Raw genomic sequence first — 25,957 nt, forward strand, 5'->3', positions numbered from 1 at the left:
AGTTCTCAAACGATATAAAATACTTTCTACTCGATATCGAAATCATTTACAAAAGTTAAATACAAGATTTTTTATATTAGCATCAATATATAATTATCAGTTAAAAAATGACTTTTGAAACAAGTCTAATAATACCGCTCCCGCCAATAGAAGTACAAAAGGAGATAGTTCGTATATTAGACACTTTTACAAAATATCAAGATTTATTAAATAGAGAATTAGAATTAAGAAAAAAGCAGTATGAGTATTATAGGGACAAGCTGCTGACTTTTGACGACGAGGTAGAATATAAATTTTTAGGAGAAGTTTGTAATGTGCAATCTGGAGGCACTCCATTAAAGACTAAAGTAGAATATTGGGAAAATGGAAATATAAAATGGCTTGGCTCTGGTGTTTGTGAAAACCAAAAAACAGTAAATGAGATTACTAACTATATTAGTGAATCAGGTTTAGAAAAATCATCAGCCAAATTAATGAAAAAAGATACTACTTTAATTGCATTAGTTGGTGCTACAATAGGTAAAGTTGCTTTTCTTCCATTTGAAGCAGCAATAAATCAAAATATAGCAGGTGTATATCCAATAGATATTAATAAACTTAATCCTTCATTTGTTTATTACATATGTACAACCTATTATAAAGATTTTATAAGTTTAGGTAATGGCAAATTAACAATGGCAAATTTATCTTTTGTAAGAAATTTAAAAATCCCAGTACCGCCGTTGGAGGAGCAGGAACGTATCGTAAACATATTAGACAAGTTTGATGCTTTGTGTAATGACATCACTAGGGGGCTGCCTGCTGAGATTGAGATGCGTAAAAAGCAGTACGAGTATTATAGAGATAAATTACTTACTTTTAAGGAGAAGAATAAATAATTGTGAATGAAAAATCACTCCCCCGCACGTTTAGAGTGCTATGATTAAAGCAGAGCATTGTCGTGCGGCAAGGTGGTACAGCTCGTACCACCGCACGCGTAGAGGGTTATAATTAAAGCATAGCATTACCGTGCGGCAAGCCCCTACGGCGAGTATTGGTACAGCTCGTACAAAAAAGGCCATACATATTAAATGCATGACCTTTTGTATTTTATAAGTTTATTTCTTACTGTTGTGCTTGAGTAGTGTTATTTTGCTGTCTTAACTGCATAACCTCATCATAAGTTAAATACTCTAAATCAGGGTTATATTGACCGCTTCTCTCTTCACCGTTAAGACTAGGTATTATTAATCTTTGACCAGGAAGTATTAAATCAGGGTTGTCAGGATCTCTAAGTATATTTCTATTAGCTTCATATATTCTGTACCATTCTATAGGGTTATTGTATATGTAGCTGTATCCTGCAATTCTCCATAAAGCATCAGTTAGAGGTACTCTTCTTACAACAACATAATATTGAGGCAATACAGTAACTTTTCCTTCTGTATTAACTTCCTGACCAGTAGCAGCATCAATGATTTGACCAGTTTCATTTCCTCCAATGTCTCCCGGTATCACTTGTCCGTCAAGAGGTCCTCTCTCTTCTATAGCATTCATAGCTAAATTAGCTTCCTGCATTTTCTGATTAGCTAAAGTATAATCATTATTGTTTAGAGCATCTTCAGCTTCCTGAATTGTTTTAGATAGATTTTGCTCTTCTTCGCTGTCTTTTGTCAAATAACCTTCGCTTATAAGTCTGTCTCTTCTTGCTTTTAATTGCTCTAAATTTTTAACAGCTTCTTCTTTTTTCAACTGATTAGCAGTGTTTAATATATTATCCATAGTTTTAGAAGCTTCTAAAGCTTTATCGCTTGCAGTTTTAGGGGTGTTTTGTAAAGCATTATTAGCATCAGTTAAAAGTTTTGATACATTTCTATCATTATCATCGCCTTTAGCTATTACTTCATCATTAACTAAATTATTATATTTATTTTGTGCATCTTCTATGTCTTTCTTAGCTTTTGCTATTGCATCTGCTTTCGCTTTAGCTTCTGCTTCAGCCTTTGCTTTAGCAGCAGCGGCAGCCTTTGCTTTAGCCTCTGCCTCCGCCTTTGCCTTAGCAGCAGCCTTTGCTTTAGCTTCAGCCGCTGCTTTTGCTTTAGCATCTGCTATAGCTTTGTTAATGCCAGCTAATGCAGCTGATACATTCTGCTGAACGCTTGCAAAGTTGTCATTACTAAGAGCCGCATCAGCTCTAGTTAAAGCACCATTAATATTTCTATCATTAGCATCGCCTGCTTTTACACTTTTACCTAATTCTGCTTTATATTTGTTTCTAGCATCATTAATAGATTTTGAAGCTATTGCTCTTTCTCTATTAAGATAACCTTCTTTAACACTGTTAGCAGCCTCTAAAGCATTATTGAAAGAATTAAATACTGTTGTAAATGTGTTTGAAGAAGCAGTAAACTCTTCATCTGTAGGAGGAGTCTCTGGTTCTGGAGGAAGTGTATTTATAGCATTATTGCCCTCTTCAAAAAATTTAAGAGCCTCTTGATATTTTGTTTTAAATTCATTATCAGCAGAAGCACCTAATTGTTCTATTTCGTTAATAGTGCTGCTTGCATCATTTTTTGCTTTAGCTATTCTTAAAGTCATTAATCTATAAAATAATGATACAGTAGTTTTATCTATAGAATCAGAAGCCTCTTGTGATTTATCATAAGACTTTTGATATTCTCCATTATTTTGCAAAGTTTCGGCTTCTCCAGTAATTCTAGCTGCATCATCATAAGTTTGAGCAGGTAATACGCTAAAACTAAAAGAGATTAAAGCTATATAAGCTACGATTTTTTTTATTAAAGTACTCATTTTTCTTTTATACTCCTTAAATTAAAAATTAGCTTTGTTGCTCTTGCTCTAAAGTTTCAAGCTCTTTTACCATAGCTTCAAGTTCAGCTAAACGCTCTTTTACTTTAGTTAAAGCTTCATCACTTTTATCAAATTGTTCTTTTGTTTTATTATATAAAGCTAAATAAGCTTCTTTTGCTGTATAAAGTTTATCTACTAATACTCTGTAATCTTTAGTTTCAGCAGTATACATAGCGTTTGCTTCATTATATATTGCTTCTGCCTGAGCATACTCTTCACCATACATAACATTAGCTTTTATTTCACTAGCATTAGTATAATTTTCATCAGTTTGTTTTTTTAGTATTTCAGAATAAGGCGGTAAACCTTTATCTAAAACTAAATTATAATTTGTTTCAGCTGTGAGAAGAAGTTCTTTAGCCTTTTCTGCTTCTTCTTTATTTTCTGCCTTCATAATGATATCAGCCTCTGCATAACCTTGTTCAGCGATATCATAATCATTTTGAGCAAAAGTTTTAATTTCAGTATACTTGTTTACAGTTTCTCTTAAAGCAGTAACTCTCTCATAATCTTTTGTAGGAAGCCCTCCGCAAGACATTACAAAGAAAGATAATGCTATTATTAGAGCCTTTTTACCTTCTAAACTCATATTAATATAATTCCTCCTGTTTTTTAATTATATATAAAAATACAAAAAATAATATGTCAACAACATTATCGCTTAAATAATTAAAAAGTCAAGTTATTTTAATTATAGAATGCACACAATAAAATTATAATAATAGTAAAACCTACTATATATTAAAATAGTTTATAAATAAAAAAGTAAAATTGATTAGATTATAAACTATTAAAAATATTAAATGTTTTAAAAATAATACTTGCATTTTATTTATTATATAGTATAATAAATAAATCATTTTGCTGGTGTAGCTCAATTGGCAGAGCAGCTGATTTGTAATCAGCCGGTTGCGGGTTCAAGTCCCATCACCAGCTCATCTTTTTTAACGCTCAATTTTTTCATATTAATAAATCTGTTTTTCTTTTCGATAATTATTTTATATATTTTTAATATCTTCTTGGGATAATGTTATGGCAAATCTTAAATTAAAAGACTTAATCAAAAAAAATAATTTCTTTGTAATCGCAGAATCAGGCTCTAATCATGAAGGCTCTATAGAGGATGCTATTAAATTAATTAGAGAAGCCTCTAAGGCTGGAGCTAATGCTGTGAAGTTTCAAAGCTTTACTTCAAAAACTCTATTTGCACAAAAAGAATATACTAAAATACTTAAAATACCGGAAAATGCATTAGATAATGTTGATGATATAGTATTAAAAAAAGAGTGGTATGAAACTCTATATAAAGAAGCTAATAAAAATAAAATTATTTTAATGAGTACTCCTTTTTCTGTTGAGGCTGTAGATGATATGAATAAATATGTGCCTATATACAAAATAGCTTCTTGCGATATAGATAATATTCCTCTTCTAAGAAAAGTTGCTTCTACAAAAAAACCTGTAATACTTTCCACTGGTTTGGCTGCAAATAAAGATATAAAAAATGCTTTAAAAATTTTAAAAAATAATGAGGCAGCTTTGCTTCATTGTTCTGTGGAATATCCTACACCTTTAGAAAATGCTAGATTAAATAGAATAACTGTTATGAATAAACTCTTCAAAAAAAATATTATAGGCTATTCTGACCATACTATAGGTATAGATGCTCCTATTATAGCCTACAGTCTTGGTGCTAAAATAATAGAGAAACATTTCACAATTACACCGGAAAAAAAATCAGGCGACCATATAATAAGTTTAGATACTAATTCTATGAAAGAGATGATTTCTAAATTAAAAGACACTAATAAAATGCTTGGCGGAAATGATGCTCTAAAGACTGATAAAAAAATGAGTAAGCAGGAGAAAAAAGAGCTTGTTTATGCTAAGAGGGGTATATATCTTAATCATAGCATGCTTAAAAATGAAGTGATAACTGAAAAAGATTTAGTAACTTTAAGGCCATGTGTGGGAATATCTGCTAAAGATTATGATAAAGTTGTTGGTAAAAAATTAAAAATTGATAAGAAATCATTTACGGCATTAAATTTAAAAGATTTAAAAAAATAGCAATAAAGTAAACATAATTTATTTGATTTAATTCTTCAATATAGTATAATAATAAAAAAAGTATAATAATAAAAAAGTTGGAGAATAAAAAAATGAAAAAATTGCTAGCAATATCTTTGTTCATATCTATGAGCATTGCTCTTCATGCATATGAAACTATACCTTATATGTTTAACAATAGTGTGCCTTATGGTGTATCTCCTGACGAAGTAAATCAAATACTTATGTCTAATAATTTTATAACAGCAGAAGGTCAGGCGGTAAGCGGTACTTTTTATATATCTTCATATCCTGATCCTGATTTAGCTTGGTATAATCCTCAAACTTTGAAATGGGTTAATATAAAATTTACTACTAATGATATGTCTGATTTATTTAAGAGAGATTTAAATCTTTTATATTTTAATTATAAATTAGACGGAGAGTTTAAATGTATGACTATAACTTCAGAAAATTTATCTGAAGACAGCACTTTAGCAGGAAAAAATACTAAATGGGTTTATAAATTCTTCTTCCATAATGATGAGTTATTTGCAGTAAGTTCCCGCTATCAAGGAGATGGTGCTTTAGAACAATATAAGCAAAGAAATCCTGATAATGAATATGCCAATCCTGGATATGTTATGTCTTCAGCTTTATTTAATAGAACTTTAGATGGATTCAAATTAAAATATGGCGGATTTAATAATAGTCTTGTAAGAACTTTAGATGATTTTACTTCTATGTATTATGGAAATTATATTAATAGACAAGCTGATACTTCTTTATCTGTATTTTATGCAAAGTATGCTATGAGAAATATTAATTTTGTTGCTTCTTATGTTGATAATTATAGAATGAGACCTATTTATTATAGATTCCAAAATAAGGTTTATGAGGATATAAATGATATAACAGATGTTCCTGTTGGAATACCGCTTGAAGTAAAACAAATAAAAGAAGAAGACAATAATCAGGCAGCAACTGAAAATAATCAGTAATTTAAATCAATAATATAAAAAGGAGGCTAAAATATAGCCTCCTTTTTTATGTTTTATAAATTAATATGAGATTTTATTAAATAAAATTAAATTAATTTAGACTTATTGAAAAATATAGAAATATCATATATCATATATTATAATTTTTTAAGGGAAAATATTATGAAAAGAATAATTGTAACAGGCGGAGCTGGATTTTTAGGTTCTCATTTATGTGAGAGATTATTAAAAGAAGGAAATTATGTTGTATCAATAGATAATTTCTTTACAGGTGCAAAAGAAAATATAAAACATTTATTAGATAATAAAAACTTTGAAAGTATTAGGCATGATATAACAGAACCTATACATATAGAATGCGATGAAATATATAATTTTGCATGTCCTGCTTCTCCAATACATTATCAAAGAAACCCATTGCATACTTTTAAAACTAATGTATTTGGTATACTTAATATGCTTGAGTTAGCAAGAAATTGCAATGCTAGAATACTTCAAGCCTCTACTAGTGAAGTGTATGGAGATCCATTAGAACATCCGCAGAAAGAGAGCTATTGGGGGCATGTAAATCCTAATGGTATAAGAAGCTGTTATGATGAGGGAAAAAGATGTGCTGAAACTTTAATGATGGATTATCATAGACAATACAATACCGATATAAAAATTATAAGAATATTTAATACATATGGACCTAGAATGAATGAAAATGACGGAAGGGTGGTTTCAAACTTTGTTATACAGGCATTACAAAATATTGATATAACTGTTTATGGAGATGGAAGTCAGACTAGAAGTTTTTGCTATTGTGATGATTTAATAGATGGTACTATAAAAATGATGAACAGTGAAAACTTTATTGGACCTGTAAATTTGGGCAATCCTTATGAAATGACAGTTTTAGAATTTGCTAAAAAAATAATAGAAATGACTAATTCAAAATCAAAAATAATATTTAAAGAACTTCCTAAAGATGATCCTATAAAAAGGCAGCCTAATATTAGTTTGGCTAAAGAAAAACTTAATTGGCAGCCTAACTATAAATTAGAAGAAGGCTTAAAAAAGACAATAGAATATTTTGATAATTATTTAAAAAGTAAATAATTCATATATATTCTTGAATTTTATTATAAAAATGTTAAAATAAGAAAAAAATGTTTGGATAAACTATTATGGATTTAAATATAGAAGACTTAAAATGTCAAACATCTATAAATTATGATAAAATACTTTGCAATTGCAAGAATGTATCATATAGGCAGGTCTACAGTGCAATAGCAGCAGATAAACTTACAACTGTAGAAAGTGTGTCTGAAAAAACTCAGGCATGTACCGGCTGCGGAGGATGTAAAGAAAAAATAGAGCATTTATTAGAATATGTTAAAAAAAATGAATATGCTCCTTTAAACTTTTAAGCTTTATATTTTTTATCTGCTTCTTCTATTAATCTATTAAATTTTTCTTTAATTAGAGATGTTCTTTTTCTCTGCCACATTAAATATATTGCTATACTATAACATATTAGAGAAATTATCATCATAAACAAAAAAGCTATAAAATATGAAAAGTTTGAAGCTAAATATCCAACTATAAAAGGTATTACTAAAGCAGCAGCACCTGTTAAACCTTCGTTTATGGCAACATTTGAGCTATCTCTCTCTTGATCGGCTAAAGCATAATATAGCCCAAAGAAATATCCAAATCCGCTTACAAATCCTAAAAATGTAAATGATATCAAAAATACCCAAAAGTTATTAGAAATTAAAAGTAAAGTTAAAGCAATAGGAGTAAGCAATCCAACAATAGTGAATACTCTCTTTTTTTCTAATATTCTAAAATAGAATGCAGAAAAAAGTGCCCCAAAGGCCATAACTCCAGATAACATTCCAACCAAAAATGTAGCACTTCCTTTTGAAAGTCCAACTTCTTTCATTCCATAATCTAAGAACATAAATCTTAATGTATGAAGAACTAAAGCTCCTACAAATATAATAAGCCAGCCTATATAAACCTTATATCTTGGAGCTCTCATAAAAGCCTCTTCCCATTTACGTCTAGGTTTAAAATGTAAATGTCTTGATAAATAAAATAATATAAACATCAAAACACTCATAACTATTACAATAAAAAATCCAATTCTAGAATTAAAGTTATAAACAATACCAGTAACTATAGGTCCCACAGATAAACCCAAAGTCCAAGAGAATATAAAAAGTCCGCTGCTTATTCTCACAGGCAAATCTTTTGATACATTATCTAATAATGATTGAAAACATACAAAAAATATAGTAGTGTTTGAACCATATAAAAAAGAATATAAAAGAGATAATTCATTATTTAAATATATTATAGAAAGCATGCTCAATATTGCCTGCACACAAGATTGAATATATAGTAATCTAGGATATATTCTTTTTGGTATTTTAAACTTTGAAAAAGTGCTGGCAGAAACCATCATACCCATGCCATAAAATACTGCTAAAAGAGAAATAAAAAAGGCATTAGCTCCCATTTCCGATGCATTAATAACTAAAACTGTTGAAAATATACTGGAACATAAATAAAGTAAAAAAGGCATTGAATAAACCAATAATATCATTTTATTTTTACCTCGATAAAATAATATAATAATATATATTTTATTTTTAAAAAAGATATAGCAAATAAAATTTTTATTTAAATAACTATGATTTTTTTATAAAAATACATGTTCATTTAAATATTATATTATTTTAATAACATATAATTAGAAATATTTTTTATTATCAATATTAATTATTTAAAATTAAATATATAATTAATAATCTTAATATATTATAAAAAATTATTTTGTAAAAGGCTTAATTTATGGAAATTAGGGTATTAAAATATTTTTTAACAACCATAAGAGAGGGCAACATTACTAAAGCAGCAAAATATCTTAATCTCACTCAGCCTAATTTATCTAGACAAATAAATATGCTTGAAAGAGATATAGGTCATAAACTTTTTGAAAGAAAACATAATAATATAATTCTCACTCCTGAAGGTATTTTATTAAAAAAGAGAGCTGAAGAAATAATAAATATGGTAGATAAAACAAGAGCCGAGTTTAATTTTACTGATAAGGTCATAGCGGGTGATATATTTATTGGTGCAGGGGAGACTTGGGCTATGAGTTTGGTTGCTTCTGTGATGAAAGATGTGCAGAAAGATTATCCGCATATAAAATACAATATTTACAGCGGCAATTTTCAAGACATTACAGAAAAACTTGATAAGGGGTTACTTGATTTTGGATTATTAATTGACCCTGCTGATTTATCTAAATATGATTATTTAAAAATGCCTGTAAAAGATACTTGGGGATTAGCTATGAGAAAAGATTCTCCTCTTTCAAATAAAAAAAATATAACAAAAAAGGATTTATTAAATATTCCATTAATAATTTCGAGGCAGGTAATAGAAACAGAAATAGAGGACAATGATTTTTCAAGATGGTTTTCTGACACTTTTAACAATCTTAATATAACAGCAACCTATAACCTAATTTACAATGCATTAATTATGGTAGGTGAAGGTATGGGGTATGCTTTATGTTTAGATAAGTTAATAGATAATATGGAGCATCAAAATATTTGTTTTTTACCTTTAAAGCCGAAATTAGAATCTGGAATTAATATAGTTTGGAAGAAGAATCAGGAGTTTTCAATGGCATCAAAGATATTTCTTCATGTACTTAAAAATAAATTTACTTCATAACGCATGGTAAAAAACTACAAAATATAAGTGCATTTCTATTTTTTATATAGTCCTAAAATTAAAACTGTTAAAACGTGCGGTGTACAATACAGCGAATTTAAAAAACGCTTGGGTGGGTGCTTTAAATTATAATTAAATAAAAAATATAAAATAATTTCTAATGCAAAATAAAATTATAAAATCTAGAGGGTGGGGAGAGAAAATGAAATTTTTAAAATTTATTTACACTTGGGGGTTTTTATGTTAATAGACTGAAATTATTTCAAATTGTCTTTGAAGAATTGTGATAATTTTTCAAAAGGAATTTTCTCCATATTGTCATATAAATCAACATGGTCAGCATCTTCTACTATTACTAATTCTTTTGGCTCTAACGCTTCTTTATAAACATCTTCAGAGTAGTATCTTGAATGAGCATTTTCTCCAGCTACCAAAAGTATAGGAGTAGGAGAAACATCTTTAATATTAGCCATTAAAGGAAAGTTCCAAAATGATATAGGCATTGTTGCTGTCCAAGAAGTAACAAAATTTATAGCTCTAGGATGATAAGCTCTTTTAGCATAATAGTTGTAGAATGCAGCAAATACAGGGTCAGCATTTTCTGGAAGTTCTTTTGGTACAACCATTGCAGAAGCTTGTATATTATTATTAGCATCAAAAGTAGGTTCATGATTTCCTAAAGCATAAGTATTGTTTTCTGCATCTTTCCAACGCTGCTCGCTTAAATATTCTCTTATTATTCTTCTTTGCTCAGGTGTGTAATAATCTTGATGACCTCTGCTCATATCTCTTGACATATCATACATTGAAAGAGTTGCTACAGCTTTTATTCTAGTATCAGTTCCAGCAGCAGTAATAGCCATACCAGAAAGTCCACAAATACCTATTGCACCAATACGGTTTCTATCTACATAATCAAGCAAACCTAAATAATCTACAGCAGCACTATAATCTTCAGTAAATATATCAGGTGAAGAAGTATTTCTTACATCGCCTCCGCTCTCACCTGTAAAAGACGGGTCAAATGCTAAAGCAATAAAACCATAAGCAGCCATCTCTTGAGCATATAATCCTGAAGCCTGTTCTTTAACTGCTCCAAATGGTCCAGATACAACTATCGCAGGATTTTTTTGATTGGTATAATTTTCTGGTAAATATAAATCCCCTGCTATTTCTATGCCATAACGATTTTTAAATCTTACTTTTTCCATTTCTATATTTGTGTAAATTTTAAAAACTCTTGTATCCATTTCATCTCCTCCTTTAGATTGATTATTTTGGTTATTTTGTGATTGATTACAAGACATTAAAAAAGTTAATATTAAAGTTGCTGCTAATATTGTTTTTTTCATTTAACGCTCCTTAATTTTATTTATTATAAATTTTTTATAATTTTAGCAGGCACTCCTCTAACTATCACATTAGAAGGCACATCTTTATTAACCAAAGCACCAGCAGCTATTATTGAGTTATCTCCTATAGTTATGCCTCCGAGTATATTAGCCCCAGAGCCTATCCAAACATTATTACCTATAACTACTTTTGACGGATATGTTGTGCTTCTATGTTCTAAATCAAAACCATGATTTAAAGTTGATATAGTAACATTCATTCCAAGAAATACATTGTCTCCTATAGTTATTCCCCCTCTGTCTTGAAATGAGCAGCCGCAGTTAAAAAACACATTCTTTCCAATTTTTATGTTTCTTCCAAAGTCGCTGTAAAATGGCGGGAAGCATGTAAAGCTTTCATCTATATTTTCTCCTGTTAGCTTTTCAAATAATTTTCTTACCTCTTCTGGAGTGTGATAACTATTATTAATTTCCATACATGTTTTTATTGCATTTTGTGCACATTCATGCAAAAATGGTGAAAGCTCTTTATCAATGCTTGATACAGGGTTGCCGTCTTTGCAGTATTTTATAAACTCTTCAATATTCATTTAGTTACTTCCTTTATTTTAATTTATTTGCATTTTATAGAGAAAAGTAATTATATCAAATATTTATGAGTTGTCATGGAGCCATAGATATTGTACTTTTACTTGCTATAATATTTTTGATTCTTTCTTTGATTGTAATATACAATAACGAAGAAATCAATCTTTGATTGTTATAAAAATGTGTATATTCTTTTAATTTTTCTCTTAATAATTCTACAGTTATATTTTTATTTAATCGTGAATAAAATTCTCTTTCGTCTATACCGTGTACTCTTTCTACTACGCCATTGTATCTTGGTGTAGCTACAGGAATATATCTCCTCTCTAATTTATTTTTTAAGCAGTATTCATCAAAAATATTTATTTTAGGAGTATTAATACAGCGATAAGTATATTCTATACCATTGTCCGTTTGTATAGCCTGTATCTTAAAAGGTGAAGTTTTTAAGACATATTTTAAGAAAGATAAAGCACTATAAGGTGTTTTATCCTCATAGATTTGCCTCCAACTATAACGTGTAGCTAAATCTACAGCAGTGAATTGATAAACTGTTTTTCTGCCTAATTTGATATATTTAGTGTCTATTTGAACTATTTTGCCTTCTTTTTCTATCTTAGAGACAAATTTTCGTTTATCATATCGCTTCTTTTTCTTTTTTGTTTTATATCTCCAAAGATTATTTCTTTTTAGTACATTCTCTATAGCTGTAACACCTATCTTAATGCCTTCACGATTTAAATATGCTTTAATATAATGCTTACCTCGATATTCTTTAGTATAGAGTTCAATAATTAAATTAATAGCTTTTTAATTATTAAAGATATTTGGGGAAGTTTTTGGTCTAGTGCTAAAATTGGCGACAGTTCCAGTGTCTTTATATTTTTTAAGCCAAGCATAAAAAGTAGATTTGGGTATTTCTTCTATCTTTAAAAATCTTTTAATATTTTTAGTTTCTAATGCTTCATCCACTATAAATAATTTAAATTCTGTGCTATAATCTTTTTTCATAGTAGCATCCTTTTTATTTGTTTTCTGTTCAAAATATTATAACAAGGATACTGCTTTTTTTAAACTAAAAAACGTGCAATATGTATGGCTCCTAAACACAAATATTTATGAGTTATATCTTTTTATGCCTAAAAGGTATAGTTTGCTTATTTAAATAAACTATCAATTAAATACAAAAATTACTATGAAAGATTGACAAACGTATATGAAAAGTATATAATTATTAACATAATATTAGCAGTATAAGGTTTAATTATGTTATTTAATCGCATCGCATCGTCTTATTTTACTATAAAACATTATTTCAATCTTTGGAAATACTTAAATATATTAATGCATTTTCTTTTGGCATTGCAAAAAAAATTATGTAAAAGGAGAATATTATGGCTAATTTTTACTGCGAATATTGCGGGGCTAAATTTTCTAATGCTTCTTCTCTATTATCTCAATCATGCTCAAGACATCCTAGTGGTTTTCATAAAGGAAAGCATAAACTTTATGAGGGAAGCGAAAAAACCAAATACCTATGTAAATACTGCGGAGCTTCATTTAATTCATTAAGTTCATTAACTTCTCAAACTTGTTCAAAGCATCCGAATGGTTTCCATAAGGGCAAACATGCACCAACATTATAATAAAATAATAGGAGTTTTTTATGTTAAATAATAATATGGTAATTAAAACAAATGTTTACTATCAAAGAATATTTTACAATAGATTAAATTCATTTATAGATAATATTAGAAATGCATCAGATAATAATATTATATCTCTAACAGAGCCTAAAAAAGTATATATAAATTTAAAAAATGGCTTAAATGATTTATTTTTAGCTATATATGATGATAATAATAAAAACTATTTAGAAAAACATAATCCATATTTGGAAGCTATATATGAGCTATTAATTTATGACTGTATAGATAAATTTGAATATTGTCATAAAAAAATTATTGATCATGTAAAGGAAACAGATATAGAAATGTATTATAAAAGTCAAGAATCATCTTTGACTGCGACTGTTTAGGAGTATGAGATATTGGACATTTTTTAGTATAAAAAAAGCAGTATCCTTGTTATAATATTTTGATATAGAAAATAAATAAAGGATACTACTATGAAAAAAGATTATAGCACAGAATTTAAATTATTTATAGTGGATGAAGCATTAGAAACTAAAAATATTAAAAGATTTTTAAAGATAGAAGAAATACCCAAATCTACTTTTTATGCTTGGCTTAAAAAATATAAAGACACTGGAACTGTCGCCAATTTTAGCACTAGACCAAAAACTTCCCCAAATATCTTTAATAACCAAAAAGCTATTAATTTAATTATTAAACTCTATACTAAAGAATATCGAGGTAAGCATTATATTAAAGCATATTTAAATCGTGAAGGCATTAAGATAGGTGTTACAGCTATAGAGAATGTACTAAAAAGAAATAATCTTTGGAGATATAAAACAAAAAAGAAAAAGAAGCGATATGATAAACGAAAATTTGTCTCTAAAATACAAAAAGAAGGCAAAATAGTTCAAATAGACACTAAATATATCAAATTAGGCAGAAAAACAGTCTATCAGTTCACTGCTGTCGATTTAGCTACTCGCTATAGTTGGAGGCAAATCTATGAGGATAAAACACCTTATAGTGCTTTATCTTTCTTAAAATATGTCTTAAAAACTTCACCTTTTAAGATACAATCTATACAGACCGATAATGGTATAGAATATACATACCGCTGTATCAATACCTCTAAAATAAATATTTTTGATGAATACTGCTTAAAAAATAAATTAGAGAGGAGATATATTCCTATAGCAACACCAAGATATAACGGCGTAGTAGAAAGAGTACACGGCATAGACGAAAGAGAATTTTATTCACGATTAAATAAAAATATCACAGTAGAATTATTGAGAGAAAAATTAAAAGAATATACACATTTTTATAACAATCAAAGATTGATTTCTTCGTTATTGTATATTACAATCAAAGAAAGAATCAAAAATATTATAGCAAGTAAAAGTACAATATCTATGGCTCCATGACACATCTTTGACTGCGACTTTATTAGAAGGGATGTCAATTAATGATTTTTGTAAGAATAATAAATTAACATTCAAAGGCTTTGCTTATTCTGCAGCAGCAGCTATTTTTGAGAACAAAAAACAAGAAAAAAATATAAATGAAATATTTGAAATGAAAAAAAAGATGGGAGATAATATTTCTGAATTAATAGAATATTATATACTTGATCAAATAGATGCAGTATTTCAACGAACATTGGTTAATATACCAATATTTGTTCAATCTATTTATGAAGATAATTTCTTTATCTTCTTTGCCAATATTGATATAATAGGTGAAGATGATTCTATAAGAGAATTAAAATATAAAGTATTTAATAATCCAAATGATTTAGAAAGTAAGTATCAACTAGCTTGCTATTATTTTGCTATAGAAAAATATTATTTATCATTAGCTTTAATTAATGAAGCTATAGAAATTGATTTCAATAATTTAGATTATTTAGAATTATCTGCTTTAAATCAATTGATTTTAGGATTATATCCTGAAACTTCTGAAACCATAGATAAAGCTTTAAGTATAGATCAAGATAATAAAAATATTTTATCAATATTATGTCGTCTTAAATTATATACAGATGAGTATGATGAAGCTTTGAAAATTTCAGATAGATTATTACAATGTGATCCAGAAAATGAAGATTATTTATTATTAAATGCAGATTGTTTATTGTCTTTAGATAAATTAAAAGATTCCCATAAAATATATCAAAAATTATTTAAAAATAGTTCTTTTGATAAAGAATCTATCAAAGCTAAAATTGATTTTATTAAAGAAAAAAGAAATCTTTCAAATAAGAATTATAAATTTACTCTATTTTTATCAATAGTATTTCCATCATTTCAAAGATTTTATACAGGTAGAGTAAAATTAGGTTTTTTATATATAATAATATTAATTGCTTCATTTGTTATGAATAAAATTTATATATTTGGTATTTTTTATCTATTAGATATCTGTTTATTGCTTTTGGGTAAATTTAAAGATAAAAATGGAAAATATGTAAGTCAATATTAAATAAGGTTATTTTTAATTTATGATAAATAAAAAAATTGATAATAAAAAAATAGGAGATTTTTATGAGTAATTATAATGATAATTCTAACCAACCAGCACAATCTGGAATAGGACCTTGTATACCTTTAATATTAGCAATAATATACACTGTTTCTCCAGTAGATTTAGTACCTGATGTACTTCCCGTTGTAGGGTGGTTTGAAGATGCATTATTTTTAGTTGTAGGAGGTCTTAATGGGGTACAAAATGGACTTCTTGATGCCAATAGTTCATTAAGAGGGATAGTAAAATTCTTAAAATGGGGACTTTTAATATTAGGTGGAATAGGAATATTAATAGTAGTTCTTTTAGTTGTTTTAGTTTTCAAAGCAGTTGCAAATTAATAAAAAGGATATTAATATGTCATACGAAGAAATTAATAATCAATTAAGATCAGTTAATGAAAAAACAGAATTAATAGTATCATCTTCTAATAATTCAGATGGTATTATAGGGGCTATAGGTTCTATCTTTATCAATTTAAAAGAAATTGACAAAGAAATGTTATTAATAGACAGACAGTTTCAATATGTTATGAAAAAAGCAGATATTGATTTTAAAAAATTTAAATATAGTTTTGAATTAACTTCAGCTATGCTGCTTAATATTTCCAATCATTTAAATGTTTTTACACAGCAGATATTAAATATTCCTACAAATACACTTAATGAATTTGAAATACATCATAGAACAGAATTGCTTCATATGGTAAATAATTTGAGTATGAGAATTTCAGAAATGTTAATTAGTTTACTTAAATAAAAGGATAAATTATGTCTAATAATTTAATAAATGATGAAGAGTTTATGCAGATAAAAAAGGAACTTGATGAAATACTTAGAGAAATAGATAGATTAGCATCGCCTTGGATAGATTTGGGAAATGCAGTTGCTGGTATTGGTTTAATATCTGCTTTTATGATAAATCCATTAGTAGGTCTTGGAGCAGCGGCAGCAGGCTGGTTATTCAGTAACGCCAAAAAAGAAGAAGCATTAGAAAATAAGAGACAAGTATTTTATGAGGCTTTACCTAGATTAAAAAAATCAGCTAGAGTTAAAATACCTGCTATAGAACATACTATAAACATTCTTGATAATAATATTAGTTTCATCGAAAACACTATGCTGAACGATGCTAAATTAATAGTAACAGAAAACAATGCCCAGAACAAAGAATATCTCATTAATGGTTTGGCTTCTTCTTTTAAAGCATACTGCAGATTTACTTATATGCAGGAATTATATGAATATGCATTAGACACATATAATGCTTGGCTTAATGAAGAATATTCAGCAGGTTATCAATGTCCTAATATAAATGATTCAAATAGAGAATCTGCAAAAGTATTATATGAAAATTCTGATTTTTCTACTATTATATCTGAAAATCCTTCAATAGGCTCATTATTAATATTAGATAACAATAATGATGATGATATTAGATTTTTATCACAAACTGTATCTGAAGAAGTTTATATAGACTATATTTTTGATGACATTTTATTTGTTAACAGAGAAAATGAAAAATTAATACATACGAGATTATTATCTGACTATGATAGTCATAGAAGTTATAAAGTAGAAATGAGCTTATCTAATCATTATGATAAAATGCCTATGGTTTTATTTTTGACTCCTATTGTATCATTTATAGCTTTAATAATAGCAGGGTGGGGAGAAAAGGATGTAGGTTTTTTCAAATATCTATTTATTTTAATTTCATGCTCGGCATTGATAACAGGAATAATTGCAGCTATTTGGGTTGTTTTATATTATTTTTTATTTAATATTAGATATAGATTTTATAAATCTAATAAGGTTAAAGGTATAATATACTTTATTATATTAACAGTATTAGTATGTTCTATATTTTTTATATTTAACAAAGTTAGCTCCTTAAAGATATATAATCAAAATACTTATAATCAGAATAAACTTCTTGAAAAAGGAATAAATTATTATAATAATGACAATTATAAAGAAGCTATACAATGCTTAAAAAAAGCTGCGGAATTAAAACCTGATGATTATTTGAATTGGTATTGGTTAGGGCGTTCTTATAATGGTAATGGTGACTATAAAGAAGCTATACGATGCTTAAAAAAAGCTGTAGAATTAGATCCTGATAATGCTAATAATTGGGAATGGCTTGGAGATTCTTATAGTAAAAATAAGCAATTCAAAGAAGCACAAAATGCTTATGCTAAGGCTTTAGAAATTGAACCTGATAATGATTATTACAAAGAACAATTCAAATTAAATGGAGATAAGGCTAACGGAAGATAGATTTATTTTACTAAATAAAAACAAAAACTAGTTAATAATCCACTATAAATTATTAACTAGTTTAAATTTTTAATCTATTTACCTTGCACTATATTTAATAATAATTTTTATAAAAAATATAATGCACGGGAACAAAATATATTGCATATAGAAATTCCTTAATTTATTAAAGTATATAATAGTACTGTTAGGCGTTTTAATAAAAAAGCTTTTGTCTTTTTATTTTTTTATATAAAAATTTTTCACTAAATACATTTTTCTAAAAATTTGATTTTTTATCTCTTTTGTATAATACTTATTATATAACGTTTATTATATTTAAATGTTGAATGTAATAAATTATCTTAAAAATAAGGATTTGCGATGATAGAAAATTTTATACCTAATAAAAAAGTATTCGTTTTTGATACAAATGTTATACTGCATGATTTTAAATCAGTATTTTCTTTTGAAGAAACTAATATTGTTATACCTATCACAGTTTTGGAAGAGGTTGATAAGTTCAAAAAAGGAAGCGATACAATTAATTTTAATGCGAGAGAGTTTATAAGGGAGCTTGATGCTATAGTTGAAAAAAATGAAAAAACTGAAGGTGTGAAAGACATATTTAAAAAAGGTGCTTTGCTTGATAATAAGAGTAAGGTATTTGTTGATGTTAATAATGAAGAGAAAGAAGATTTTAAAAGGATATTTGCAGGAAACATACCCGACCACAAAATACTATCTTGTGCATACAATTTGAAATCTGAAAATCATAGAGTAGTTCTCATTACAAAAGATATTAATATGAGAATGAAGGCAAGAAGTTTAGGTATAGATACTCAGGATTATAACACTGATAAAATAGATAAATTATCTTCACTATTTACAGGTATAGAAAGTATATTTGGTGACAATGCACTCGTTTATATAAAAGAGCTTCAAGAGAGTAAAGAGATAGGAGTTAAAGAAGAGCATTCAATTTATCCTAATACATATTTTTGCTACAGAGTAAATGAAGAAGATGATGCAGTAATAGGTAAATATAAAGATGATACTAATACTATAGTTTATGTTGATAGTAATATTAATGCTTATGGAATAAAACCAAGAAATGAAGAGCAGGCTATGGCTTTAGATGTTTTGCTTGATAATGATATACCTTTAGTCACAATAATGGGTAAAGCTGGTACTGGTAAAACACTTTTAGCTCTTGCTGCTGCTTTAGAAAAAAGAAGAGAATATAGGCAAATACTTTTAGCCCGTCCAATTGTTGCACTTTCTAATAAAGATTTAGGTTTTTTGCCGGGAGATGTTAATAGTAAATTAGACCCTTATATGCAGCCTTTATTTGACAACCTTTCAGTAATACAGCATATTCACTCTGATGACAGTGATGAAAGTAAGAACATCAAAAAAATGCTTGAAAATGAAAAGATAGTAATTTCTCCTTTAGCATATATTAGAGGAAGAAGCTTAAATAGAATATATTTTATAGTAGATGAAGCACAGAACTTAACTCCTCATGAAATAAAAACTATTATAACAAGAGCAGGCGAAGGAACAAAAATTGTTTTCACTGGCGACATTCACCAGATAGATACTCCTTATTTGGACGAAAGAAACAATGGTCTTACTTATTTGATAGATAGAACCAAAGGAGAAGTTTTAAGCGGCACTGTAACACTTGAAAAAGGAGAGCGTTCAAAACTTGCCGAGCTTGCTGCGAACGTATTATAAAATTATTGAATGAATAAATATAAAGCATAAAGAGTAAAGCCCACCCTTTATGCTTTTTGTTTTTAATTGATATAAAATATTTTTAATTTCATAAATTATATTTTTATAAATTAGCACTTTTTGTTGTTTATTATTTTTTACAAGTTGCTGCAGGAAAAATAACAATAAAAAATTTAATTAACTTTTATAAATGCTGTCTATCATATATTTTAATTTTGTTGCTTCTATTTGTCCGGGTGCTGATGCTCTTTTAGCAGAAGCAAATGTAATTGCTGAATAAAATAATCTTGTTATAATGCCTTCTTCTCCCATTGATATCGATATTAGAGGTATATTATTTATTTCATTATGAAGCTCTAATATTGTTAATACATCTTTTTGTTTTTTTGGAGTGTAGGCTACTTTTGCTATATCAGCTTTTAATTTTATCATCTTTTTGATTCTATGAATTATTTCAAGTTTATTTGGTGTTTTACTAAAGTCATGATTAGAAAGAATAGTTTTTATATTTTCTTTTTTTGATAGTTTTATTAATTCTTTTATATCATTTTCTTTTAGAGTTAATAATTCTATATCTATAATTGAGAATAGTTTTTTATCTATTATAGTTTTATAAATATCAATCATACAGTCATAAGTATTAGGTTTTATATTGAGATTTCCTCCTTCTTTAACGCTTCTTAAAGTAAATATTATAGGTTTAGATGTGCATTTTTTTATCTCTTTAGAAATTTCTTCTATATTGTTGTCGCTGTCTTCATAAAAATCTGCACGCCATTCTATTAAATCTATTGGAAGTTTATCTATTTCTTTTATATATTTTAAAGCGTCTTTTTTATGTTTTTCTATAACAGGAATACATATTTTAGGAACGCCATCGCCAATATTAACATTTTTTACTTTAATCATAATAACTCCGCTAATATTTTTTAATTAAATATAATATTTTTTATATAATCTACAGGCATCTCTTTAGAAGTCCACATCTCAAAAGCTAATGCCCCCTGATATAAAAGCATACCCATTCCATTAATTATTTTGCAATTTTCTTTTTCTGCTATTTGTAGCAATTTGGTTTTTGCTGGGCTATATATACAATCAGCAACGATTAAATCATCTCTAAAAAATGTTTTATCTTCTATAATTGAAGCATCATCTTTCATACCAACACTTGTAGCATTAATTAATAATTTGCTATTATTTATTTGTTTTTTTAATTCTTTTTTATTATCCAAAGTGTAAAGCTCTATTTTGCAATTAGTTTTATCTTGAATATTGTCTATTATTTTTTTTTGTTCAGTCCAATTATTGTCCCTTTTAAAAACAGATATTTCTTTTACTCCGTAAAGAGCAAACTCAGTAATTATAGATATAGAAGCCCCTCCAATACCAAGTATTGTAACATCGCTATTTTTTATATTAATATTTTCTTCTTCAATGGATTTTATAAAACCTTTACCGTCTGTAGAGTGCCCTGTTAAAACTCCGTTGTCATTAACTATAGTATTTACGCTTTGAGATAGACTTGCAGATTCTGAAATATTATCTAAATACTGTATAACTTCTTTTTTATTCGGCATAGATAAATTAACGCCTCTCATATTTAACGTTTTTATAGAGAATACAGCTTCTTTCAAATTATTTTTATCTACTTCAAAAGCCAAATACACATAATCTAATGATAATTTTTCAAAAGATTTATTATGCATGATTGGGGATAAACTATGTCTGCAAGGTGAAGCAAAAAGTGCGGTTAATGTTGTTTTTGCTGTTATATTCATTTTTTAATTATCCTGTATATTCTTCTATATATTTTTTCATCAGCAATTTTATTGTATCTTTATCGGCATCGAGTGAAGCTATATCGAATGCATCAATCATTATTTTACGTTCTTCTGGTGTTAAACATTGTACAGGGTCTTTAGCTATAAATAATTTTTTATACTGTGAAGGTATTAAAGTTTCATCATCCATTAGAATCTCTTCATATAATTTTTCACCTTCTCTTATACCTGTAAATATTATAGGAATATCTTTCTCTGTAAGACCATACATCTTAAGCATATTTTTTGCCAAATCTAATATCTTTACAGGTTTACCCATATCTAAAGTAAATATAACTCCATCATTAAGTGTACAAGCTTTTATTACTAGTCTTGCTGCTTCTCTTATGGACATAAAAAATCTAACCATTTCTGGGTGTGTAACTGTTAGAGGTTTTCCTTCTCTAATCTGCCTTTCAAAAACTGGTATTACGCTTCCGCTACTTCCTAATACATTACCAAATCTTGTTATTTTAAATTTAGTGTTGTTTTGTTCATGCGAGAGTGACATTATCATTCTTTCGCATATTCTTTTACTTGCCCCCATAAGTGATGTTGGACGCACTGCTTTATCTGTTGATATAAATATAAAGTTTTTTATATTATTTTTTATTGCTAATGTAGCTATATTTTCTGTTGCTAATATATTATTTTTAATTGCCTCTTCAGGATATTCTTCCATAAATGGCAAATGCTTATGTGCTGCTGCATGAAATATTATATCCGGATTTTCTTGCTTTAAGATTTTATCTACTTTTACATAATCTCTAACATTAGATATAATATATTTAAACTTATGTTTGTTCTTTTCATTTTTTCTGTCATTCAAAGACATTATAAGACTATGTATAGCACTTTCAGAATTATCCAATGCCATTACTTTTTTTACAGGAAGTGTAACTAATTGTCTTACAAGTTCACTTCCAATAGAGCCTCCACCTCCTGTAACTAGTATTGTTTTATCTTTATAATAATCTGATATCTCTTTTTCATCGAAACCTATTTCCTCTCTTCCAAGCAAATCTGAAGGTTCTATATTTCTAATGTCTTTAATAGAAGCATTTCCTTTTATTATCTCAAAAAAGCAAGGAAGTATTTTATATTTTATTGATGTAGGATATATTATATCTAGTATTTCAAGAAGTTCTTTTTGTTTAAGTGTAGGTATTGCTATAATAATTTCTTCTATTTCTATATTATATTTTTTATATTTATTTATAATTTCTTCTATATCTTTAACTTTACCTTCAACTTTTATAGTATGATTATCAATATTAATTTCTTTTTTATTTTCATCATCATCCAAAAAACATAATATATTATATTCGTTATTTTCGTCTGATGTCAATATTTCAGAAGCAAGTGTTTCTCCTGCATTGCCAGCTCCGATAATAACAATGTTTTTTTTATTCATATACATCCCAAAATTATTTTTTAATAATTAATTATAGTATATATTTGTTATTATACAAGTTTTTTAATTTATTTACCGCACGGTGATGAAAATTTATTTATGCAATAAAAGTTGTATTCTAATTTAGATTATATTTTATGTTGATTTACCGTGCGTTGTATAAATAAATAATTTAAAAAATATAGGGCGGGTAGCTAATATTATAGAAAAAACAAAAAATGAATATGAAGCAACAATAACAGTAAATGCAAAAAACTTGAGGGCGGGGATTGCAGTTTAAATTTAAAAACTATTTTGAATCCCACCCTATATGCTTATTGCTTAAATTTAATATACAAAACTATTATTAGTTATGCTCAAATTAGTAATAGCACTGCCCGCCCAGTTTTTATTAAAAAAATTATTTATTTACCGCACGGTGAGTAATTTTTTATTTATAATATAAGTTGTATTTTAATTTAGTTTATATTTTTTGTTGATTTAACGTGCGTAGTGTTTATGCTTCATTTGATTGTTTGTAAAATATTTCAATTTAAATTGTTAGAAAACTTGACAAATAGAAGTATAAAAATATAATGAATATATTATATTAAAGGACTAAAAATGATAAAAAATATTATATCAGATATAGGAAATGTTTTATTTAAATTTGATATAGTTGATTTTCTATATAAACATACTGATAAAGTAGATGATGTAAATGAGTTTTTAGATAATACTATAAGAGATAAAAATTGGAGTTTAATGGATAAAGGAGATTTATCTTTTAATGATGCTAAAAATTATTTTTTATCTGCTTGTCCTAAATATAAATTTATTTTAAAACAAATATTTGATTCTTATTTAGGTGATGTGTTATCTATACATCATAATATAGAAATATTAAAAGAGTATAAATTGAAAGGTTATAATATATATTATTTATCTAATATGCCAATAGAAACTTTTAATGTAATAAGAAAAAAAACTGACTTTTTTGATAAAACATGTTCTGGCGGTATAATATCAGCTGATGTGAAAATTATTAAACCAACTAAAGCAATATATGAACTGTTACTTAAAAGATATAAATTAAATATAAAAGAATGTTTATTTATAGATGATAATTTGGATAATGTTATTTCTGCTCAAAAAATGGGAATAAAATCTATACATCTAAAAAATATAGATGATTTATCTTTAGAATTAAAAAATATAGAGTATGATGAAAATAATTAAAAAGTTTTTTATAAAAATTAAAAATCGCTATGGCGGTTTATATTTATTAATAGTCTCTATATTTATATTATTAGCTTTAATTGCTTCTATATATATAAGCAGTTTCGTATATGAACCAAATACTACTAATTTAGTATATGTATTTTTTATTCTTTTTTTACCATCATCAAGCATTATAGTTGGTGTGTTAATTATTATTAAATTTGTATTAGAAGCTCTTAGAAAAAAAGAAGGTTCTCATCTTAAACTTGCTATAGTATCAATAATGGCTTTTATGACTGTTATTACAAGTTTAGTTACTAGTAAGATGTCATATTATATTATAGAGTCTAATCTAAACCTATTTACAAATAAGAGTATTAATGACTCCCTTTCATACATAATAGATGTTTCTAATGATGATATAGTTAATAAACAAAATAGTATATTAAATAGTATATCAAATGTTTCTGTAAATTATTTAAATAATATAGATTTATCTGATAGTAGTAAAATTAGTAATATAATATACAGAGATAATATTTTTACTAATATAATTTTTGTTTCTAATTCATATTATGGCTATAGTACAGTTTTATTTAATTCTCAAAATTATGTTCCTCTTGATATCAATTATAGGTTTTCTTTAGATAAAATTACATTTGCAAATAGTGAGTATAATGGACTATTTTATATTAATGCTATAGTTCCATTAAGAGATGTAAATCATTATGCTATTATTTTTGACAGCATGCCTAGTAATTATATTAATGTTAGGAATAATGCTTTGAAAGCTTTTAGAATATATAATTCAATTAATATGTTTACAGGAGAGTTTTCAATAGTTTTAAAACTTTTATATATATTTATATTAGGGATATCTACATTTATATCTATTATTTTTGGTATAATATTTTCTAGTTTTATAACAAGACCTATAAGTTTGCTTCTTAATGCTACCAACTCTATTATTAATTCAGATTTTAATATAGAGATGAAATTTTCTGGTGTTCATGACCTTAGAAATCTGATTTATAGATTCAATGTTATGGCAAGGGCTTTAAAATATCATAGAGATAAAGAAAAAATAAGAGTATCATTAGAAACTTGGAAAGAAGCTGCTATTAAAGTGGCACATGAAATAAAAAATCCGCTTATGCCTATTATGATGAATGCTGAATTAATTGAAAAGAGATTAAAAAATAATATGTCTGATGATGATTTAGATAAAATAAAAAGATATGTTAATACGATTATTAAAAATTCTAATAGCATTTTATCTTTAGTAAAATCATTTTCAGAGTTTTCTTTTAATATAAAACTTTCAGATGATAAACAGTCTATCAATAGTGTTCTTGTTGAAGTTTTTGATTCTTTTAAAAATATGCAAAATGTTAAGTTTCAAGCATCATTTTCTAAAATAGACTGTTTTATTAAAATGGATAGATATAAACTAATTATTGCTTTTAGAAATTTAATAAAAAATGCTATAGAAGCTATGGATAATAATAATAAAGAATCATTAATATATTTGTCTAGCTATCATGAGGTGTTAGACGGGGAAGAATTTTTTACAGTTAGTGTTACTGATACTGGTAATGGTATAGAGAAAAAAGATTTGAAGAAGATTTTTGAGCCATATTTTACTTCTAAAGATAAAGGTACTGGTATAGGTCTTGCTATAGTGGAGAAAATTATCAATGAACATAATGGCAGAATAGATGTAGATTCTATAATAGGCGAGGGTACTACATTTTTTGTTAGATTTGAAATTTAAAATT

The 25,957-nt window shown here is 26.9% G+C and carries 25 protein-coding genes, 1 tRNA gene and 1 pseudogene; 17 read left to right on the forward strand and 10 right to left on the reverse strand.

Going from position 1 to position 25,957, the window contains the following annotated elements; all coding sequences use genetic code 11:
• Nucleotides 1–131 precede the first annotated feature (131 nt).
• Nucleotides 132–878 (forward strand): annotated as a pseudogene (locus EPJ72_RS08415) (restriction endonuclease subunit S); the annotation flags it as partial.
• Nucleotides 879–1,104: 226 nt separating this feature from the next.
• Here the strand turns inward: EPJ72_RS08415 and EPJ72_RS08420 are convergent.
• Entirely contained in the window at nucleotides 1,105–2,790 is a 1,686-nt protein-coding gene (locus tag EPJ72_RS08420; protein ID WP_147731731.1) for a LysM peptidoglycan-binding domain-containing protein, read from the reverse strand.
• A gap of 28 nt (nucleotides 2,791–2,818) precedes the next feature.
• Nucleotides 2,819–3,439 (reverse strand): hypothetical protein, encoded by a 621-nt coding sequence (locus EPJ72_RS08425; RefSeq protein WP_147731732.1) that lies wholly within the window; start codon nucleotides 3,437–3,439, stop codon nucleotides 2,819–2,821.
• 274 nt (nucleotides 3,440–3,713) lie between these two features.
• Between EPJ72_RS08425 and EPJ72_RS08430 the strand changes: the two genes are divergently transcribed.
• The 5 genes from EPJ72_RS08430 to EPJ72_RS08450 all read left to right on the forward strand — a co-directional run bounded on the left by EPJ72_RS08430 (nucleotide 3,714) and on the right by EPJ72_RS08450 (nucleotide 7,312).
• Nucleotides 3,714–3,786 (forward strand) — tRNA-Thr (locus EPJ72_RS08430).
• 96 nt (nucleotides 3,787–3,882) lie between these two features.
• Nucleotides 3,883–4,920, forward strand: coding sequence for an N-acetylneuraminate synthase family protein (locus EPJ72_RS08435; protein ID WP_147731733.1), 1,038 nt, complete (start codon nucleotides 3,883–3,885; stop codon nucleotides 4,918–4,920).
• A 92-nt stretch (nucleotides 4,921–5,012) separates the two neighbouring features.
• Nucleotides 5,013–5,900, forward strand: a complete 888-nt coding sequence (locus EPJ72_RS08440; RefSeq protein WP_147731734.1) for a hypothetical protein — start codon at nucleotides 5,013–5,015, stop codon at nucleotides 5,898–5,900.
• Nucleotides 5,901–6,062: 162 nt separating this feature from the next.
• Nucleotides 6,063–7,001 carry a UDP-glucuronic acid decarboxylase family protein gene (locus EPJ72_RS08445; RefSeq protein WP_147731735.1) on the forward strand — a complete coding sequence of 313 codons (939 nt, stop codon included), beginning with the start codon at nucleotides 6,063–6,065 and terminating at the stop codon, nucleotides 6,999–7,001.
• Nucleotides 7,002–7,069: 68 nt separating this feature from the next.
• Nucleotides 7,070–7,312: a (2Fe-2S)-binding protein gene (locus EPJ72_RS08450; protein ID WP_147731736.1), complete on the forward strand. Its 243-nt coding sequence runs from the start codon at nucleotides 7,070–7,072 to the stop codon at nucleotides 7,310–7,312.
• Here the strand turns inward: EPJ72_RS08450 and EPJ72_RS08455 are convergent.
• The gene (locus EPJ72_RS08455; protein ID WP_147731737.1) at nucleotides 7,309–8,496 is read right to left on the reverse strand and encodes an MFS transporter; all 1,188 of its coding nucleotides are present in this window, start codon (nucleotides 8,494–8,496) and stop codon (nucleotides 7,309–7,311) included. The two genes, EPJ72_RS08450 and EPJ72_RS08455, sit on opposite strands and share 4 nt — an antisense overlap.
• 248 nt (nucleotides 8,497–8,744) lie before the next feature.
• Between EPJ72_RS08455 and EPJ72_RS08460 the strand changes: the two genes are divergently transcribed.
• Entirely contained in the window at nucleotides 8,745–9,638 is an 894-nt protein-coding gene (locus EPJ72_RS08460) for a LysR family transcriptional regulator (RefSeq protein ID WP_147731738.1), read from the forward strand.
• A 257-nt stretch (nucleotides 9,639–9,895) separates the two neighbouring features.
• Here EPJ72_RS08460 and EPJ72_RS08465 read toward each other — a convergent pair whose 3' ends face one another.
• The 4 genes from EPJ72_RS08465 to EPJ72_RS08480 all read right to left on the reverse strand — a co-directional run bounded on the left by EPJ72_RS08465 (nucleotide 9,896) and on the right by EPJ72_RS08480 (nucleotide 12,589).
• Nucleotides 9,896–10,990, reverse strand: coding sequence for an alpha/beta hydrolase (locus tag EPJ72_RS08465; protein ID WP_147731739.1), 1,095 nt, complete (start codon nucleotides 10,988–10,990; stop codon nucleotides 9,896–9,898).
• 23 nt (nucleotides 10,991–11,013) lie between these two features.
• Nucleotides 11,014–11,580 carry a DapH/DapD/GlmU-related protein gene (locus tag EPJ72_RS08470; protein ID WP_147731740.1) on the reverse strand — a complete coding sequence of 189 codons (567 nt, stop codon included), beginning with the start codon at nucleotides 11,578–11,580 and terminating at the stop codon, nucleotides 11,014–11,016.
• Between the two features lie 73 nt (nucleotides 11,581–11,653).
• Nucleotides 11,654–12,382: an integrase core domain-containing protein gene (locus EPJ72_RS13775; RefSeq protein ID WP_147731761.1), complete on the reverse strand. Its 729-nt coding sequence runs from the start codon at nucleotides 12,380–12,382 to the stop codon at nucleotides 11,654–11,656.
• Nucleotides 12,383–12,388: 6 nt separating this feature from the next.
• Complete coding sequence (locus tag EPJ72_RS08480) at nucleotides 12,389–12,589, reverse strand: transposase (protein ID WP_147731741.1); 201 nt, start codon at nucleotides 12,587–12,589, stop codon at nucleotides 12,389–12,391.
• A 383-nt stretch (nucleotides 12,590–12,972) separates the two neighbouring features.
• Between EPJ72_RS08480 and EPJ72_RS08485 the strand changes: the two genes are divergently transcribed.
• From EPJ72_RS08485 to EPJ72_RS08520, 8 genes are all read left to right on the forward strand, one after another.
• Complete coding sequence (locus EPJ72_RS08485) at nucleotides 12,973–13,224, forward strand: C2H2-type zinc finger protein (RefSeq protein ID WP_147731742.1); 252 nt, start codon at nucleotides 12,973–12,975, stop codon at nucleotides 13,222–13,224.
• A gap of 20 nt (nucleotides 13,225–13,244) precedes the next feature.
• Nucleotides 13,245–13,616: a hypothetical protein gene (locus EPJ72_RS08490; protein ID WP_147731743.1), complete on the forward strand. Its 372-nt coding sequence runs from the start codon at nucleotides 13,245–13,247 to the stop codon at nucleotides 13,614–13,616.
• A 90-nt stretch (nucleotides 13,617–13,706) separates the two neighbouring features.
• Nucleotides 13,707–14,642: a DDE-type integrase/transposase/recombinase gene (locus EPJ72_RS08495; protein ID WP_158636890.1), complete on the forward strand. Its 936-nt coding sequence runs from the start codon at nucleotides 13,707–13,709 to the stop codon at nucleotides 14,640–14,642.
• A gap of 31 nt (nucleotides 14,643–14,673) precedes the next feature.
• Nucleotides 14,674–15,699 (forward strand): tetratricopeptide repeat protein, encoded by a 1,026-nt coding sequence (locus EPJ72_RS08500; protein WP_147731744.1) that lies wholly within the window; start codon nucleotides 14,674–14,676, stop codon nucleotides 15,697–15,699.
• A gap of 62 nt (nucleotides 15,700–15,761) precedes the next feature.
• Complete coding sequence (locus EPJ72_RS08505; RefSeq protein WP_147731745.1) at nucleotides 15,762–16,082, forward strand: YkvA family protein; 321 nt, start codon at nucleotides 15,762–15,764, stop codon at nucleotides 16,080–16,082.
• A gap of 16 nt (nucleotides 16,083–16,098) precedes the next feature.
• Nucleotides 16,099–16,500 (forward strand): hypothetical protein, encoded by a 402-nt coding sequence (locus EPJ72_RS08510; protein WP_147731746.1) that lies wholly within the window; start codon nucleotides 16,099–16,101, stop codon nucleotides 16,498–16,500.
• An 11-nt stretch (nucleotides 16,501–16,511) separates the two neighbouring features.
• The gene (locus tag EPJ72_RS08515; protein WP_147731747.1) at nucleotides 16,512–18,023 is read left to right on the forward strand and encodes a tetratricopeptide repeat protein; all 1,512 of its coding nucleotides are present in this window, start codon (nucleotides 16,512–16,514) and stop codon (nucleotides 18,021–18,023) included.
• A 363-nt stretch (nucleotides 18,024–18,386) separates the two neighbouring features.
• Nucleotides 18,387–19,742: a PhoH family protein gene (locus EPJ72_RS08520; RefSeq protein ID WP_147731748.1), complete on the forward strand. Its 1,356-nt coding sequence runs from the start codon at nucleotides 18,387–18,389 to the stop codon at nucleotides 19,740–19,742.
• A gap of 177 nt (nucleotides 19,743–19,919) precedes the next feature.
• Here the strand turns inward: EPJ72_RS08520 and aroD are convergent, their stop codons facing one another.
• From aroD to EPJ72_RS08535, 3 genes are read right to left on the reverse strand one after another with little or no spacing between them, the layout of a single operon-like run.
• A complete protein-coding gene (gene aroD, locus EPJ72_RS08525) occupies nucleotides 19,920–20,651 on the reverse strand; it encodes a type I 3-dehydroquinate dehydratase (RefSeq protein ID WP_147731749.1) in 732 nt (243 codons plus the stop codon).
• A 20-nt stretch (nucleotides 20,652–20,671) separates the two neighbouring features.
• The gene (aroE, locus tag EPJ72_RS08530) at nucleotides 20,672–21,523 is read right to left on the reverse strand and encodes a shikimate dehydrogenase (RefSeq protein WP_147731750.1); all 852 of its coding nucleotides are present in this window, start codon (nucleotides 21,521–21,523) and stop codon (nucleotides 20,672–20,674) included.
• Nucleotides 21,524–21,530: 7 nt separating this feature from the next.
• Nucleotides 21,531–22,979 carry a polysaccharide biosynthesis protein gene (locus EPJ72_RS08535; RefSeq protein WP_147731751.1) on the reverse strand — a complete coding sequence of 483 codons (1,449 nt, stop codon included), beginning with the start codon at nucleotides 22,977–22,979 and terminating at the stop codon, nucleotides 21,531–21,533.
• A 603-nt stretch (nucleotides 22,980–23,582) separates the two neighbouring features.
• Between EPJ72_RS08535 and EPJ72_RS08540 the strand changes: the two genes are divergently transcribed.
• Nucleotides 23,583–24,197 (forward strand): HAD family hydrolase, encoded by a 615-nt coding sequence (locus tag EPJ72_RS08540; protein WP_147731752.1) that lies wholly within the window; start codon nucleotides 23,583–23,585, stop codon nucleotides 24,195–24,197.
• Nucleotides 24,184–25,953 carry a sensor histidine kinase gene (locus tag EPJ72_RS08545; protein ID WP_147731762.1) on the forward strand — a complete coding sequence of 590 codons (1,770 nt, stop codon included), beginning with the start codon at nucleotides 24,184–24,186 and terminating at the stop codon, nucleotides 25,951–25,953. The genes EPJ72_RS08540 and EPJ72_RS08545 overlap by 14 nt, the downstream gene beginning before the upstream one ends.
• The last annotated feature ends 4 nt before the right edge of the window (nucleotides 25,954–25,957 follow it).

This window comes from Brachyspira pilosicoli, from assembly GCF_008016535.1.
Lineage (GTDB): Bacteria > Spirochaetota > Brachyspiria > Brachyspirales > Brachyspiraceae > Brachyspira > Brachyspira pilosicoli_A.

Excerpts from the sequence above, each read along its gene's own strand:
- EPJ72_RS08470 (WP_147731740.1), bottom strand. The coding sequence starts at position 11,580 with ATGAATATTGAAGAGTTTATAAAATACTGCAAAGACGGCAACCCTGTA.
- EPJ72_RS08495 (WP_158636890.1), top strand. The coding sequence starts at position 13,707 with ATGAAAAAAGATTATAGCACAGAATTTAAATTATTTATAGTGGATGAA.
- EPJ72_RS08515 (WP_147731747.1), top strand. The coding sequence starts at position 16,512 with ATGTCTAATAATTTAATAAATGATGAAGAGTTTATGCAGATAAAAAAG.
- EPJ72_RS08535 (WP_147731751.1), bottom strand. The coding sequence starts at position 22,979 with ATGAATAAAAAAAACATTGTTATTATCGGAGCTGGCAATGCAGGAGAA.
- aroE (WP_147731750.1), bottom strand. The coding sequence starts at position 21,523 with ATGAATATAACAGCAAAAACAACATTAACCGCACTTTTTGCTTCACCT.
- EPJ72_RS08500 (WP_147731744.1), top strand. The coding sequence starts at position 14,674 with ATGTCAATTAATGATTTTTGTAAGAATAATAAATTAACATTCAAAGGC.
- EPJ72_RS08435 (WP_147731733.1), top strand. The coding sequence starts at position 3,883 with ATGGCAAATCTTAAATTAAAAGACTTAATCAAAAAAAATAATTTCTTT.
- EPJ72_RS08455 (WP_147731737.1), bottom strand. The coding sequence starts at position 8,496 with ATGATATTATTGGTTTATTCAATGCCTTTTTTACTTTATTTATGTTCC.
- EPJ72_RS08485 (WP_147731742.1), top strand. The coding sequence starts at position 12,973 with ATGGCTAATTTTTACTGCGAATATTGCGGGGCTAAATTTTCTAATGCT.
- EPJ72_RS08440 (WP_147731734.1), top strand. The coding sequence starts at position 5,013 with ATGAAAAAATTGCTAGCAATATCTTTGTTCATATCTATGAGCATTGCT.
- EPJ72_RS08420 (WP_147731731.1), bottom strand. The coding sequence starts at position 2,790 with ATGAGTACTTTAATAAAAAAAATCGTAGCTTATATAGCTTTAATCTCT.
- EPJ72_RS08545 (WP_147731762.1), top strand. The coding sequence starts at position 24,184 with ATGAAAATAATTAAAAAGTTTTTTATAAAAATTAAAAATCGCTATGGC.
- EPJ72_RS08490 (WP_147731743.1), top strand. The coding sequence starts at position 13,245 with ATGTTAAATAATAATATGGTAATTAAAACAAATGTTTACTATCAAAGA.
- EPJ72_RS08425 (WP_147731732.1), bottom strand. The coding sequence starts at position 3,439 with ATGAGTTTAGAAGGTAAAAAGGCTCTAATAATAGCATTATCTTTCTTT.
- EPJ72_RS08480 (WP_147731741.1), bottom strand. The coding sequence starts at position 12,589 with ATGAAAAAAGATTATAGCACAGAATTTAAATTATTTATAGTGGATGAA.
- EPJ72_RS08450 (WP_147731736.1), top strand. The coding sequence starts at position 7,070 with ATGGATTTAAATATAGAAGACTTAAAATGTCAAACATCTATAAATTAT.
- EPJ72_RS08445 (WP_147731735.1), top strand. The coding sequence starts at position 6,063 with ATGAAAAGAATAATTGTAACAGGCGGAGCTGGATTTTTAGGTTCTCAT.
- EPJ72_RS08510 (WP_147731746.1), top strand. The coding sequence starts at position 16,099 with ATGTCATACGAAGAAATTAATAATCAATTAAGATCAGTTAATGAAAAA.
- EPJ72_RS08505 (WP_147731745.1), top strand. The coding sequence starts at position 15,762 with ATGAGTAATTATAATGATAATTCTAACCAACCAGCACAATCTGGAATA.
- EPJ72_RS08520 (WP_147731748.1), top strand. The coding sequence starts at position 18,387 with ATGATAGAAAATTTTATACCTAATAAAAAAGTATTCGTTTTTGATACA.
- EPJ72_RS08460 (WP_147731738.1), top strand. The coding sequence starts at position 8,745 with ATGGAAATTAGGGTATTAAAATATTTTTTAACAACCATAAGAGAGGGC.
- EPJ72_RS08465 (WP_147731739.1), bottom strand. The coding sequence starts at position 10,990 with ATGAAAAAAACAATATTAGCAGCAACTTTAATATTAACTTTTTTAATG.
- aroD (WP_147731749.1), bottom strand. The coding sequence starts at position 20,651 with ATGATTAAAGTAAAAAATGTTAATATTGGCGATGGCGTTCCTAAAATA.
- EPJ72_RS08540 (WP_147731752.1), top strand. The coding sequence starts at position 23,583 with ATGATAAAAAATATTATATCAGATATAGGAAATGTTTTATTTAAATTT.